Source organism: Nocardiopsis sp. NPDC006198, from assembly GCF_040613895.1.
In the GTDB taxonomy this organism is placed as follows: Bacteria; Actinomycetota; Actinomycetes; order Streptosporangiales; family Streptosporangiaceae; genus Nocardiopsis; species Nocardiopsis tropica.
Genome location: NZ_JBEXSY010000050.1, coordinates 21544 through 34778, shown reverse-complemented (window position 1 = coordinate 34778; position 13235 = coordinate 21544). Strand labels below are relative to the sequence as shown.

Here is a 13235-nt window from a genome sequence, read left to right as displayed (position 1 = left end):
TTTTTGTACGTACGTACATATTGACGGCTGATTTTGACGTACGTACGATCAAAACCATGCACACCCCACAGACCACGGCGAACCGCCGGGCCGCGCCCCGCACCTGGGCCGGTCTCGTCCTCCTCCTGATCCCGGCACTGCTGGTGTCCATGGACATCTCGGTCCTCTTCGTCGCCGCGCCCGCCATCGCCGAGGCGCTCGAACCGGGTGCCACCCAGTGGCTGTGGATGATGGACGTCTACGGCTTCGTCCTCGCCGGACTCCTCGTCACGATGGGCAGCCTCGGGGACCGCCTCGGCCGCCGCAGGCTGCTCCTCACCGGCGCCGTCCTCTTCGGCGCGGCCTCGGCGCTCCTGGCCTTCGCCCCCAGCGCCGAGCTCTTCATCGCGGGCCGGGCCCTCCTCGGCCTCGCCGGGGCGACCCTCGCCCCGTCCACGCTGTCCCTCATCCGCAGCATGTTCACCGACCCCCGGCAGCGCGGGGCGGCCGTCGGCGCCTGGACCATCGCCTTCACCGGCGGCGCCGTCGCCGGGCCGATCCTCGGCGGCCTGCTCCTGGAGTTCTTCTGGTGGGGCTCGGCCTTCCTGGTCAACCTGCCGTTCATGGTCCTGCTGGTCGCCCTCGCGCCGTTCCTCGTCCCGGAGTCGCGCGACCCGGGCGCGGCGGGCTTCGACCTCCCCGGCGCGGGCGCCTCGCTCGTCGCCGTCCTCGGACTGGTCTACGCGGCCAAGCGCTTCGCCGAGCACGGCATCGAGCTCCAGGGCGTCCTCGCCCTGTTCGTCGGCACGGCGTTCCTGGTGCTGTTCGCGGTCCGCCAGCGCCGCGCCGAGCACCCGCTCGTCGACGTGGCGCTCTTCACCCGCCCCGCCTTCACCGCCGCGGTCGGCAGCAACACCGCCGTCGCCTTCGCCGCCGCGGGGCTCGGACTCCTGGTCTTCACGTTCCTCCAGACCGTGCACGGCCTCAGCCCGCTCCGGTCCGCGCTGTGGTCCCTGCCCGTCTTCGTCGGCACCGTCCTCGGAGCCGTCCTGGCGGGCGCCGCGTCGCCGAGGGTCCGCCCCGGCCCCCTGATGGCCGCGGGCCTGCTGGCGGGCTCCGCCGGGTTCGCCGTGGTGGGGACCGTGGAGACGGACTCCCCGCTGGCCGTCCTCATCGTCGGGTACACGGTGACGACCTTCGGCGTCGGCATCGTCGGCACCCTCGCGAACGGCCTCGTGCTGGCCACGGCGCCGCCCGAGCGGGCCGGAGCCGCAGCCGGGGTCTCCGAGACCAGCACCGAGTTCGGCTCGGCCCTGGGCATCGCGGTCCTCGGCACCGCCGCCACGAGGATCTACAGCACGGCCATGGAGGAGGGCCCGTCCGGTGCGGAGGGGCCCGCCGGCGAGACCGTCGCCGGAGCCGTCGCCGCCGCGCCGCGGTCGGAGGACCCCGGGGCCCTGCTCGACGCGGCCTTCACCGCCTACACCGCCGGGGTCTCCACCGCCGCCCTCACCGGCGCGGCCGTGCTCGCGGTCGCGGCCCTCCTCGTCGCCGCGGCCCTGCGGGGACTGCCCCCGGGAGCCGGAGGGGAACCCGGCGGGGAGGGCGCCGCGGGCCCGGACGCCCCGGCCGTGGGCGCCCGGGCGGCAGCGGACCGGGATCAGGCCCCGAGGGCGTAGCGCCAGGGGGCCGCGCACTCCTCGGCGGGCCTCTGCTCCAGGTAGCCCCACTCCAGGAGGTCGCTCACCGGCACGTACCCGTCGCCCTGCGCCTCGGGGAGCTCCCCGGCCGGTGCGAGGACCTGCTCACCGCCGCCCGGCTGCTCGAAGTGCGGGGCGATCGGGCCCACCAGGGCGGTGAACCCCGTCGCCACCTCGTAGCAGTTGTAGTTGTGCTCGGGCCCGCCGGGCCAGGTGTTGAGGGAGTCCGGCGGCAGCGCCCGGCGCTCGTACGGCGCGCCCGCCGGGGCCAGGAAGGTGCCCCGCGGCGATCCGAACCGGTCCAGCATCCGCCCCTCGCGGAGGCGTCGGAGCCCGTTCACCGGCTCGCCGTCCACCACCACGAACCCCATGTGATCGGGGTAGTCCCAGCCCTGGGGGGTGGCCCACCTGTCCAGGAACTCCGCCGGGGTGAGGTCGCCGAACCTGTCGTAGGAGCGGACGAGCGACCCCACGGGGCCCTCCGAGGGGAGCTCGGCGGGCCCGAGGCGGCGGTCGCCGCACAGGTACGCCGCCAGGTCCTCCTCGGTGGGCGGGGGATCGAGCACCGGACAGTCGGCCTGCGGCGCGGACGGAGCCCCGGGAGGGGACAGCACGTCGGCGTGGGCGGGCGGTGCCACCAGGAGCAGGGCCAGTGCGGCGCCTGCCACCGCGGAGAGCTTCACGAATCGGACTCCGTTCGTTTCCTCGGGCGCCGACCCGGTGCCGGCCGCCCGCGTTCGACCACGGAGTGAAGTGAAGCACGGACGGACGGTCACCGCCCGGGGTTCGCCGGAACTGCCGACCGGAGGAGGGGAGGGATGCCCCGCCCCACGCGGCCGCCAGGGGGCGGCGCCCGCGCCGGGAACGCCGGCGGCCGGCCCCCTCGGGGACCGGCCGCCGGAACGGGTCGGGGCCTACTGGCGGCCGAGGGCCCGGTAGGTCCACCCCGAGGCGCGCCAGAACGTGGGGTCGAGGGCGTTGCGCCCGTCCACGATCCTCTTCCGGGCCACCACGGTGGCCAGCTCCTCCGGGTTGGCCTCGCGGAACTCGGTCCACTCGGTGAGCAGGAGCACCACGTCCGCCCCCCGCGCCGCCTCCAGCATGGAGTCGGCGTAGTTCAGCTGCGGGTGCTCCGCGCGGGCGCGCTCCAGCGCCACCGGGTCGTACACCGTCACCTGGGCGCCGAGCGACGCGATGGTCGAGGCGACGTCCAGCGCGGGCGAGTCGCGGATGTCGTCGGAGTTCGGCTTGAACGCCGCTCCCAGGACGGTGACCGTGCGCCCGGCGAAGCTGCCGCCGATCAGCTGGCGGGCGAGGTCGATGGTGCGGGCGCGGCGGCGCTGGTTGATCGCGTCCACCTCGCGCAGGAACGACAGGGCGGGCTCCACGCCCAGCTCGTCGGCGCGCGCCATGAACGCGCGGATGTCCTTGGGCAGGCAGCCGCCGCCGAAGCCCAGGCCGGGGCCCAGGAACTTGCCGCCGATCCGGTCGTCGTACGACAGGGCCTCGGCCAGCTGGATCACGTCGGCGCCCGCGACCTCGGACACCTCCGCCATCGCGTTGATGAAGGAGATCTTCGTGGCCAGGAACGCGTTGGCCGACACCTTGACCAGCTCGGCGGTCTGGAGGTCGGTCACCAGGAAGGGGACGCCCTCGTCGACCTGCCGCTGCCACAGGGCGCGCACGGCCTTCTCGACCCGGGGGGAGTCGGTGCCGATCACGATCCGGTTGGGGCGCAGGGTGTCCTCGACGCCGAAGCCCTCGCGCAGGAACTCGGGGCTCCACCCCAGTTCGGCCTCCCCGCCCACGGGGGCGAGCGCGGCCAGCCGCGCGGCCAGGGTCGCGGCGGTGCCCACCGGGACGGTGGAGCGGCCGACGACCACGGTGGGGCGGTGCAGGTGCGGGGCGAGCTGGTCGACCGCGGCGTTGACGTAGCGCAGGTCGGCCGCGCCGGACTCGTCGCGCTGCGGGGTGCCCACGCAGATCAGGTGCAGGTCCGCGAACTCGGCGACCTCGCTGAAGGAGGTGGTGAAGCCGAGGCGCCCGGACTCCAGGCTCTTGCCGAGCAGCTCGGCGAGGCCCGGCTCGAAGAAGGGCACCCTGCCGGAGCGGAGCATCTCGATCTTGGCCTCGTCGACGTCGAGCCCCAGTACCTCGAACCCCATCTCGGCCAGGCAGGCCGCGGTGGTGGCGCCCAGGTAACCGGTACCGATGACGGAGACGCGCATACGGTCCGCTTCGACCACTGGTTGAGTCCTTCCTCGCTTTCGTCCGTTGCCTGTGCCGGTGGTTGTTCCCGCAGAAGGCGGTCAACACCCCGGTTGAGGGCAGGAAACGGACATGGTTCGGCCGACGGGGGTGCCCCGGGGGCGCGATGCATCACCTTACGCGCCGAGGTGTGGCGCATGACCGAACACCGCGTGAACAGTCAGGCGCTCAGGTTACCGGTGGGTGCGGCCCCCCGGCCACGGGGGCGCGGCTCAGCGGGGACCGCCCCGGAGGGGGTCCGCCCCGCCGCTCTCGTCGTCCAGGGGCGTCCAGGTCGCGCCGGACCCGTTCCGCCGGAAGGGGGTCGTGGTCCGGTCCGGGTCACCGGCGAAGGGGTCGTCCGGGTCGAGGACGGGGGGCGGTGCGGGCACGGCGTCCGGAACGGTGTCGCCCACGGGACCGCGGTCGCCCCGGGGACCGCCGTCCGCCCCGCCGGGAACGGCGCCGCGGTACCGGACCCGGCCGGGTCCGCCCTCGATCAGAGGGGCGGGGAGCCCGGCGCCGGCGGCCGTCCGCCAGCGGACCGGCATGGCCGCCGAGACCAGCAGCAGCGTTCCGAGGGGCAGCCCCACCGCGAGGCCCGCGCCGGCCGGGTAGAGGAAGCTCTCGTCGTTCAGCCACGCCAGGGCGGGGCCCATCGACGCGGGATGCACGGCCGGCCACAGGCACAGTGCCGTGAGCAGGGCCCCCGACGCCCCTGCCGTCAGCGGGGACACCCGGGACGCGACCAGGTAGGCGCACACGCCCCCGGTGAGGCACGACACGACCGCCGACAGCACCGTCGCGACGCCCACGTCACCGGCGGCGAGCCGCGGGAGGGCCTCGGCCGACCAGGCGACGGCGACCCACAGCACGGGGGCGAGGGCGATACCGGCGAGCAGGCCGACCAGGTGTCGGAGCACAGGAGTCCTTCCTTCGCGGGGGTCACCCGCAGACGTTGTCCCGGGCGGTCGAGGTGGAGAGGCCCTCGGCGGCGGAGGGCTCCGCCTCCGGCCCGGGGGACTCCGCGCCGTCCGGGGCGTGGAACCCGGTGTAGTCGGATCCGATCACGATCTGGAGCTCGCCGTCCAGGGCGGTGTCCTCGACGGCCTCCGCGCCGGGGATCATCCCGGCCACGTAGGCGGCGTCGGCCCCGTCGCCCGGCCCGTGCCTCACCTCGGTCGTCGGCACGTCGCTGCTGCTCCAGTTCTCGGCGGGCGCGGACAGCGCGAAGCCGGCCCCGGTCAGGCCCTCGTCCACCTGCGCGCCGAGGCCGGGGGTCCCGATCCCGTTGAACACCCTCACCCGGATGTCACCGGGGTCCGGGTCGCCGCTCCCCCCGTCACGGGGCTCCTCCCCGGGTTCGGCGACCGGCCGGTCGGCGCGGACCGCGGCGAACAGCTCCCGGGAGGCCGGCTCGTCCCACAGCAGGGCGACGTCGCCGCGCGGCGTCCAGTGGTTCATGTCGGCGATGGGGACCTGGGTGAAGGTGACGGCCCCCATGTCCAGGTCGCGCATCTGGTAGGCGAGCTCGTTGATCGTGCTGGTGTCCAGGCCGGAGTCCACCGTCACCGAGGAGAGGGCGCTGTCCAGGAACGCGGTCAGCTTGGCGGGGTCGGACAGGGTCTCGCTGCTCAGCGCCCGGTCGAGCATCGCGGACAGCACCTGCTGCTGGCGGTCGATCCGGTCCAGGTCGCCGCGCGACGTGGCGCGGGTGCGGGCGAACGCCAGGGCCTCGGTCCCGTCCACCTCGTGCGTGCCCGCGGCCATGTCCAGCTGCGCCTTGGGGTCGTCGACTGGCTCGGGCAGGCACACCTGGATGCCGCCCAGGGCGTCGACCACGTCGACGAAGCCGTGGAAGTCCACCTCGACGTAGTGGTCGATCCGCACGTCGGTCACCGACTCGACGGTCCGTACGGCCAGCTGCGGCCCGCCGTAGGCGTAGGCGGCGTTGATCTTGTCCTCGCCCTCGCCGGGGATGTCCACCCACAGGTCGCGGGGGATGCCGACGACGGTCACGCGGTCGCGCTCGTGGTTGAGCCGCACCAGCATCATGCTGTCGGAGCGCTGCCCCGGGGTCGAGCCGACGCTCAGGTCGTTCCGGTCCTCCTGGTTGACCTCCTCGCGGCTGTCGGAGCCGATCACCAGGAAGGTCAGGCCGCCGGTCGCCTCCGGGCGGTCGCCGTCGGACAGGCCGGAGAACACGTCGAACCTGTTCAGGGAGCCGGACATCCATCCGGTGAAGGCCCACGAGGTGCCCGAGGCGAGCAGGACCAGGACGGAGAAGGCGCCCATCAGGAGCAGGCCCGTGCGGCGCCGCCGCGCGGCCCTGCTGGGAACGGTCACCCGGCCGGACCTGGGGGACCGGCGGTCCTCCGGCGGCAGCGGCTGGGAACGCTCTCGCCGGAAGCCGTCCCCCGGCCCCTGCGTTCCCGAGCTGTCGTCGCTCATCGGTGTCCCCGTCCCAACCGACCCACGGTGTCCTTATCCCTAGGTTGTCACCCGATCCGCCGAAGAGCGCGGGATGTCAACCCTCGGCGTGTTGTCCTCCGCTTTGGGTAGGACGCCGCCGGAGCCGCCGGGGTTCCGCTGCCACCGGGAGCTGTCCTGAGGCGTATCCGGTACCAGTGTGTGACCGAAATCCATGGCCATGGGCTGACTTACGCGCAAAAATGATCGCTTCCGGTACGCGCACGGCGGCCCCCCGTTCCGGGGAGCGCCGTACGGCCTGCCCGCCGCGGACCGGTCCACACCCCTTTCCCCGCCCCCTCCCGGAGTACAACCATGTACCAGCAGCCCCAGTACGAAGCCGTGTCCCCGAAGAACTGGCTCACCACGCTCCTGCTCAGCCTCTTCCTCGGCGGCCTCGGGGTCCACCGCTTCTACGTCGGCAAGACCGGCACCGGCGTCCTCATGCTGATCACCTGCGGAGGCGCCGGCGTCTGGGCCCTCATCGACCTGGTCATGGTCATCATGGGCAACTTCAAGGACGCCCAGGGCCTGCCCGTCAAGAACCAGGGCTGACCCGTCGGCGGCGCGGCCCGGCGGCGATCCCGCCGGGCGCTCCGGGCCGTACGGGTGCAGTACCGTTGACGCGCGCGAGGGAAGCCCCTCGCGAGTCCCCGACACGTCTTGACCTTGGGAAGTGCCCGTGTCCTGGCCGCCTGTCTCCGTCGTCATGCCCGTACTCAACGAAGAACGCCACCTCGCCTCGGCGGTGGAGCACGTCCTCGCCCAGGAGTACCCGGGCGAACTGGAGGTCGTGCTCGGGGTGGGCCCCTCCTCGGACCGCACCCGCGAGGTCGCCGACGGGCTCGCCGCCGCCGACCCCCGCGTCAAGGTGGTGGACAACCCCACCGGCAGGACCCCGGCCGGCCTCAACGCCGCCATCGGCGCCTCCTCGCACGACATCGTCGCCCGCATCGACGGGCACGCCATGATGCCCTCCGACTACCTCCGTGTGGCCGTGGAGACCCTGCGCGAGACCGGCGCCGACAACGTCGGCGGCATCATGGCCGCCGAGGGCACCACCCCGTGGGAGAAGGCCGTCGCCGCCGCCATGACCTCCAAGGTGGGCGTCGGCAACGCGCGCTTCCACACCGGGGGCGAGGGCGGCCCCGCCGACACCGTCTACCTGGGCGTCTTCCGGCGCTCGGCACTGGAGCGCGTCGGCGGCTACGACGAGGCCTTCCTCCGCGCCCAGGACTGGGAGATGAACCACCGCATCCGCACCACGGGCGGCACCGTGTGGTTCCAGCCGCGGATGACGGTCTCCTACCGGCCGCGCCGCAACGTGCGGCTGCTCGCCAAGCAGTACTTCCACTACGGCCGCTGGCGGAGGGTGGTCGCCCGCCAGCACAAGGGCACCATCAACCTGCGCTACCTGGCGCCCCCCGTCGCCCTGGCCGGGGTGGTCGCGGGCCTGGTCGGCGGGTTCGCGTTCTGGCCCCTGTTCCTGGTCCCCGCCGCCTACCTGGCGCTGGTCACCGCCGCGTCCGTGCCCCTCGGCCGGGGACTGCCGGCCTCCAGCCTGCCGCTGATCCCGCTGGCCCTGGCCACCATGCACATGTCGTGGGGCGCCGGCTTCATCACCAGCCCTCCCGGGCTCGGCTCGGACTCGCGCACCGCGCAGGGCGCCAGCGCCTGACGCGCCCGCCGCCGCGGGTCCCGGACGTGCGGCCGTATCCGGCCAGGGGCCGCCCTCGCACGGGGGCGGCCCCTCTGCTACCCAGGGAGCAGGACACGGAGAGGAACCCATGGACGAGTTGCGGGGCGACCAGGCCGCGTGGCGGTTCGACGGCGAGTCGATCGCGATCGCGTACGAGACGAAGGGCTGGTTCAAAAGCCCCCTCCTGAAACTCCTCGGCGGCCTGAGCGTGCCGCTCGCGGCGGTGGAGGAGGTGGACTTCCGGCCCGGGGCGGTGCGCAAGGGCGGCTGGGCCATGAACCTGCGGCTGCGGGAGCGGATGGACCCCTACGCCGCGGTCGGGGCGATGCTCGACGACCGGGCCCAGCCCTTCAGGCTGACGGGGCCCGCGTCGACGGAACTGGTCGCCGAGTACCTCGCGGACCAGGTGAGGTTCGCCGCCGGACAGGCCGGAGCGCCCGACGGCGCGACCCCGACGGCTCTCGTGCCGCCGCTGCCGCTGCACGTCAGAACCTCCGAGGGCACCGCCCACCTCGACCGCGGACGCCTGACCCTGGTGTGGGGCGGGGGCCACGCGAGCGGTTTCAAGAAGAAGCAGCAGCGCCGCGAGTTCGACCTGGCCGACATCGCCGCCGTCGAGTGGTCCCCCCTCGACGACTGGGGCTGGGGCTTCGTCCGGGTGATCACCGCCGGCGGGACGGAGCAGACCGCGGCCAAGCCCAGGAACGACCTCAACGTGCTGCGCGCGGGGGAGGAGGGCAACGAGATCCACCAGGTGTTCCTCCTCGCCGCCACCGTCACCGCGCACGTGTGGGCCCGGGACGCGCGGGCGCGGCTCGCGCCCGGCCCGGGCGGCGCACCGGGCGACGGCCGGACCGGACGGGACGACGACGCCTGGTGGAGGGACACCGCCAGGAGCGCGCTGGACGCCGTGCGCCGCTCCGCGCTCGCCCTGAACCGTCCCGGCGACGGGATCGCCCCCGCGGAGGGCGGCGGGGCGGGCGCCGCCGGAGGGGCCGCGGCGGGGGAGCGGCGGGCCTCCGGGGACGGTCGCGGAGGGGGCGCCGACACCGCATGGATCTTCGAGCAGATCGAACGCCTCGGGGAGCTGCACGCGAAGGGTCTGCTCACCGACGAGGAGTTCTCCGCGAAGAAGGCCGAGCTCCTCGGCCGGATCTGACCCTCCCGGACCCGGCACGCCGGGCCCGGGGCCTCAGCCCCCCGCGCGCTCCCCGCCCTCCCGGGCCTTGAGGGCGGAGACCGCCCCGGGCACGTCGTCCACCACGACCGCGTCCATGCCCGCCTCCGCGAAACGGGCCGCGTCGACCGGGTCCGGGCACCAGGAGACCACCTCCAGCCCCGCCCGGTGCGCCAGGTCCACGGTGTACGGCACCGAACGGCGGCCCGGACGGGGGGCGTCGCCGGTCAGCCCGAACGATCGCGCGTCCACCGCGACGATCGCGCACCCCAGGCCGGCGGCTCCCGCCACGGCCTGGTCCAGCGGGTTGCGCACGAACGGCATCCACGCCGTCGGCACCTCCGGGGCGCCCCCGCGGACGGCCACGAGGACGCCGGGGTCGAACGAGCAGACGAACACCCGGCGACGTCTGGCCTCACGGCGCAGGTACGGGAGGAGAAGGGAGGCCGTCCGCCGTGACGGAGCGTCGACCGCGTCCTCCATGACCGACTTGACGTCCACGTCCAGCCCGACCCCCATCGGGATCGCCGCGAGCCCCTCGTCCAGTCCGGTCAGCCCCGCCGCGGCGCACTCTTCCGCGGTCAGGTCCACGATCGCCCGGCCGTCGGCCAGGGCGGCGTCGTGGTGGAGCACCAGCGCGTCGTCGGCCGTGCGCCGCACGTCGACCTCCACCCAGTCCGCCCCGGCCGCGGCCGCCGCCGCGTACGACTCCGGCGAGTTCTCGCGGGCGCCGTCCACCACGCCGCGCCCCGCGCCGCGGTGCCCGATGACCTCGGTGGCCCCGAAGACCCGGCTCACGAGTCCGCCTCCGCCAGGACGGCGCGGGCGCGGGCCCGGCGCAGCAGGGTCTCGGCGACCTCCACGTCCCCCGGGTTCGTCACCTTGATGTTGTCCTCCTCACCCGGCACGATCCGCACCTCCTCCCCGGGCAGGTACCGCAGCACCACCCCGCAGTCGTCCGTGGCGACCAGCCCCGGGTCGGCCGTGGCCAGGGCGTAGGCGCGGCGCGCCACGCCCAGCCGGAACCCCTGCGGGGTCTGCATACGGCGCAGCTCCGAGCGCGGCGGCACCTGGGCGACGGCCTCGCCGCCGGTCCGGCCGGGGGCCACCCTGACGACCGTGTCGGCGCTGGGCACCGCCACCCCGACGGCGCCCGCCTCTCCCAGAGCCGCGACGCACGCGGAGATCGTGGCGGGGCGCACGAGCGGCCGGGCCGCGTCGTGCAGCAGGGCCAGGTCGGTGTCGGCCGCGCCCCCCATCGCGGAGAGGGCGGCGTACGAGGTGTCGGTGCGGGTCCCCCCGCCGGGGAGCACGGCGGTGACCTTGGCGAACCCCGCGGAGGCGACGATGTCCTCCACCCTCCCCACGTACTCCCGCACCATGAGGACCAGGATCTCGTCCACCTCCGGGCACGCCTCGAACGCGGCGACGGAGTGCTCGATGATGGGCCGCCCCTCCAGGGGCAGCAGCTGCTTGGGGGAGGGGGCGCCCATACGGGCGCCGACCCCTCCGGCCAGAACCGCCGCGATCACACGCGGGCGCATGGCCCCACCTCTTCCGTCCACGGCTGGTGTCGCCGTTCCCTTGGCCGCACTCGCCGCGGCGCTCGTCACAGGGCCTGCCCGGGGGCGCGTCCGGGGCCCGGCCGCCGCCGGCGGACCGCGCGGAAGGACGCGTCGGACCCCGCCGGCGTCCGCGTGCGCGGGGCCTTCGGCCTCCGCGGCCCCGGTCGGCCGGGGCGCGTGCCCGGTTGTTCCCCGTAAAGGACATGATCTCCGCCCTCGGGCCGAGGCTAGCGGACCGCCCCGGCGACACGGGGCGTGACCGCGCGCACAGCCCGGAGGGGGAGGGCTGGTTGGCGCGGCCCGTCGTCCGCAGCGGTAACCTATGGACGCCTGTATGGCGTGCCCGGTCCAGACCTCCTCCGATGCGGTGGGAACCGGGCGCGGTCCGTGACATCCCCCGGTCGCCCGGACACGCTCCCCCGTTTCCGGCACACCCGGCGCGGGGTGGACCGCGCGTGTCGACCGGTGCGCACAGGCGAGACACGAACACGCCTGTCCGGCCACCTCGCTGACCGGACGAGAAAACAACCCTTGGAGGTGGCGGTGGCGTCAAGGGCGCTGGCCGTCTGGGAGCACCGGAAGGTCGTCGGCCTCCTGGTCCGGCGCGACCTGAAGGTCAAGTACCAGCAGTCCGTACTGGGTTACGCGTGGACGATGTTGGAGCCCCTGGCTCTGACGATGGTCTACTACTTCGTCTTCGGGGTCATCCTCAGCGCTGATCGCGGCATGCCCCCGGAGGCTCAGGCCTACGGCGGCTTCGTGCTCTTCCTCGTGGCCGGGATCCTGCCGTGGACCACCTTCGGCGCGATCCTCAACGAGGCGCCGCGGGCGATGCTCACGCATTCCAAGCTGATCACCACGATGAAGGTGCCCCGGGAGATCTTCCCGATGGCCACGGTGGGCACGAAGTTCGTCGAGTACATCCTCACCTGGCCGGTGCTGCTGGTCTTCGTCTTCGCGCTGGGAGGCCACTTCACCCTCATGGGCCTGCTGGTCTGGCTGCCGCTCGCGGTGGTGCTGACGTTCGCGTTCGGGCTCGGCGTGACCCTGTTCCTGTCGGCGGTCAACGTGCTGCTGCGCGACGTGGAGCGCCTCGTGCGGATCCTCAGCCGCCTGCTGTTCTACGGATCGGCGATCCTGTTCCCGGCCTCCATGGTCCTCAGCTCCGGCATCCCCGAGTGGCTGAAGACCCTCTACCAGCTCAACCCGCTGATGGGCATCTTCCAGATGCACCGCGCGGTGTGGTTCCCTGAGTTCGCGGAACTAACCCCGAGCACCCTCGCGTTGACCTCTTCGGTGGTCGGTTCGATCCTGATGCTCATCATCGGATACTGGACGTTCCGCCGCCTGGAGATGTCCGTCCTGAAGGAGTTGTGATGGCGCAGACCGACTACGGCGCCGGGCTGACCAGTGGGCCGGTCATCGAGGCCAAGGGACTCGGCGTCAAGTTCGCCGTGAACCGCCGCCGCAAGCGCAGCCTGCGCGAGATGTTCATCCACGGCACCAAGCGCGACCCCAACGCCGAGGGCGACGAGTTCTGGCCGCTGCGGGACGTGGCGTTCGAGATCAACCGGGGCGAGTGCGTCGGCATCGTCGGCAAGAACGGCACGGGCAAGTCCACGCTGCTCAAGCTCATCGCCGGGGTCCTGATGCCCGACGAGGGCGAGGTGCACGTCCACGGCAAGGTCGCGCCGCTCCTGGAGCTGCGGGCCGGGTTCAACGACAACCTGACCGGCCGCGAGAACGTGTACCTGGTCGGGTCCCTGCACGGGATGACCGAGAAGCAGATCGACGAGCGCTTCGACGAGATCGTCGACTTCGCCGAGATCAAGTCGAAGTTCATCGACACCCCGGTGCGGCACTACTCCAGCGGCATGAAGGTGCGCCTCGGGTTCGCGCTGATCTCGCAGCTGGAGCACCCGATCATGCTGGTCGACGAGGTCCTCGCGGTCGGCGACAAGGCCTTCAAGCGCAAGTGCTACGAGGCCATCGACCGGATGCTGGCCAACCAGCGGACGATGGTGCTCGTCTCGCACAGCGAGAGGGACCTGCGCCGGTTCTGCAACCGCGGCCTGTACGTCAAGGGCGGCGGGCTCGCCCTGGACACCGACATCGACGCCGCCCTGGCCGCGTACGAGGAGGACACCAAGGCCGAGATCGCCGAGCGCAAGAAGCGCGACGCCGCGAAGAAGAAGCGCGCGGAGGAGGCCGAGAAGCAGATCGACGACCAGGAGTCCGGCGAGGACGGGGCAGACGGCGGCAGGACCGCCTGAGCGCGGGTCCGCCCCGCCGACAGGCCCGTCCCGGAAGGCCGTGGTGCGCATCGCCGGTGGTTCCGGCGGTGCGCACGTTCCTTTCCGGGGCCCGGCCTTTCCGGGGCCCGGCCGAAAGGCCCCTGC

General features: G+C 73.6%; 12 protein-coding genes. 6 read left to right on the top strand and 6 right to left on the bottom strand.

Annotated features, from left to right (window positions below; translation table 11 throughout):
* Window positions 1-56 precede the first annotated feature (56 nt).
* Window positions 57-1658, top strand: a complete 1602-nt coding sequence (locus tag ABZ234_RS25850) for an MFS transporter (protein WP_355013756.1) — start codon at window positions 57-59, stop codon at window positions 1656-1658.
* On the opposite strand, the gene ABZ234_RS25845 is transcribed toward ABZ234_RS25850, so the two are convergent.
* From ABZ234_RS25845 to ABZ234_RS25830, 4 genes are all read right to left on the bottom strand, one after another.
* Window positions 1640-2362, bottom strand: a complete 723-nt coding sequence (locus tag ABZ234_RS25845) for a TNT domain-containing protein (protein WP_355013755.1) — start codon at window positions 2360-2362, stop codon at window positions 1640-1642. The genes ABZ234_RS25850 and ABZ234_RS25845 overlap by 19 nt on opposite strands.
* Before the next feature lie 231 nt (window positions 2363-2593).
* A complete protein-coding gene (locus ABZ234_RS25840; RefSeq protein ID WP_355013754.1) occupies window positions 2594-3925 on the bottom strand; it encodes a UDP-glucose/GDP-mannose dehydrogenase family protein in 1332 nt (443 codons plus the stop codon).
* 234 nt (window positions 3926-4159) lie between these two features.
* Window positions 4160-4849: a YIP1 family protein gene (locus tag ABZ234_RS25835; RefSeq protein ID WP_355013753.1), complete on the bottom strand. Its 690-nt coding sequence runs from the start codon at window positions 4847-4849 to the stop codon at window positions 4160-4162.
* A 22-nt stretch (window positions 4850-4871) separates the two neighbouring features.
* Window positions 4872-6377: an LCP family protein gene (locus ABZ234_RS25830; protein ID WP_344182195.1), complete on the bottom strand. Its 1506-nt coding sequence runs from the start codon at window positions 6375-6377 to the stop codon at window positions 4872-4874.
* 333 nt (window positions 6378-6710) lie between these two features.
* Between ABZ234_RS25830 and ABZ234_RS25825 the strand changes: the two genes are divergently transcribed.
* The 3 genes from ABZ234_RS25825 (at window position 6711) to ABZ234_RS25815 (ending at window position 9253) form a co-directional block, all read left to right on the top strand.
* The gene (locus ABZ234_RS25825; protein ID WP_267948206.1) at window positions 6711-6950 is read left to right on the top strand and encodes a TM2 domain-containing protein; all 240 of its coding nucleotides are present in this window, start codon (window positions 6711-6713) and stop codon (window positions 6948-6950) included.
* Window positions 6951-7077: 127 nt separating this feature from the next.
* Complete coding sequence (locus ABZ234_RS25820) at window positions 7078-8073, top strand: glycosyltransferase family 2 protein (protein WP_267948207.1); 996 nt, start codon at window positions 7078-7080, stop codon at window positions 8071-8073.
* A gap of 109 nt (window positions 8074-8182) precedes the next feature.
* Entirely contained in the window at window positions 8183-9253 is a 1071-nt protein-coding gene (locus ABZ234_RS25815) for a DUF4429 domain-containing protein (RefSeq protein ID WP_355013752.1), read from the top strand.
* 33 nt (window positions 9254-9286) lie between these two features.
* Here the strand turns inward: ABZ234_RS25815 and ABZ234_RS25810 are convergent, their stop codons facing one another.
* Both ABZ234_RS25810 and ABZ234_RS25805 read right to left on the bottom strand, forming a co-directional pair.
* Window positions 9287-10069, bottom strand: a complete 783-nt coding sequence (locus ABZ234_RS25810; protein WP_355013751.1) for a glycerophosphodiester phosphodiesterase — start codon at window positions 10067-10069, stop codon at window positions 9287-9289.
* Entirely contained in the window at window positions 10066-10815 is a 750-nt protein-coding gene (locus tag ABZ234_RS25805) for an IspD/TarI family cytidylyltransferase (RefSeq protein WP_355013750.1), read from the bottom strand. The genes ABZ234_RS25810 and ABZ234_RS25805 overlap by 4 nt, the downstream gene beginning before the upstream one ends.
* Before the next feature lie 552 nt (window positions 10816-11367).
* On the opposite strand from ABZ234_RS25805, the gene ABZ234_RS25800 reads away from it, so the two are divergent.
* Together ABZ234_RS25800 and ABZ234_RS25795 are read left to right on the top strand one after the other, a co-directional pair.
* Complete coding sequence (locus ABZ234_RS25800; RefSeq protein ID WP_267948211.1) at window positions 11368-12213, top strand: ABC transporter permease; 846 nt, start codon at window positions 11368-11370, stop codon at window positions 12211-12213.
* Window positions 12213-13109 (top strand): ABC transporter ATP-binding protein, encoded by an 897-nt coding sequence (locus ABZ234_RS25795; protein ID WP_344182187.1) that lies wholly within the window; start codon window positions 12213-12215, stop codon window positions 13107-13109. Before ABZ234_RS25800 ends, ABZ234_RS25795 begins: the two co-directional genes overlap by 1 nt.
* Window positions 13110-13235 lie beyond the last annotated feature (126 nt).

What these genes read in the sequence shown, in the direction of transcription:
- ABZ234_RS25815 (WP_355013752.1), top strand. Translation starts at nt 8,183, where the DNA reads ATGGACGAGTTGCGGGGCGACCAGGCCGCGTGGCGGTTCGACGGCGAG.
- ABZ234_RS25850 (WP_355013756.1), top strand. Translation starts at nt 57, where the DNA reads ATGCACACCCCACAGACCACGGCGAACCGCCGGGCCGCGCCCCGCACC.
- ABZ234_RS25795 (WP_344182187.1), top strand. Translation starts at nt 12,213, where the DNA reads ATGGCGCAGACCGACTACGGCGCCGGGCTGACCAGTGGGCCGGTCATC.
- ABZ234_RS25805 (WP_355013750.1), bottom strand. Translation starts at nt 10,815, where the DNA reads ATGCGCCCGCGTGTGATCGCGGCGGTTCTGGCCGGAGGGGTCGGCGCC.
- ABZ234_RS25825 (WP_267948206.1), top strand. Translation starts at nt 6,711, where the DNA reads ATGTACCAGCAGCCCCAGTACGAAGCCGTGTCCCCGAAGAACTGGCTC.
- ABZ234_RS25830 (WP_344182195.1), bottom strand. Translation starts at nt 6,377, where the DNA reads ATGAGCGACGACAGCTCGGGAACGCAGGGGCCGGGGGACGGCTTCCGG.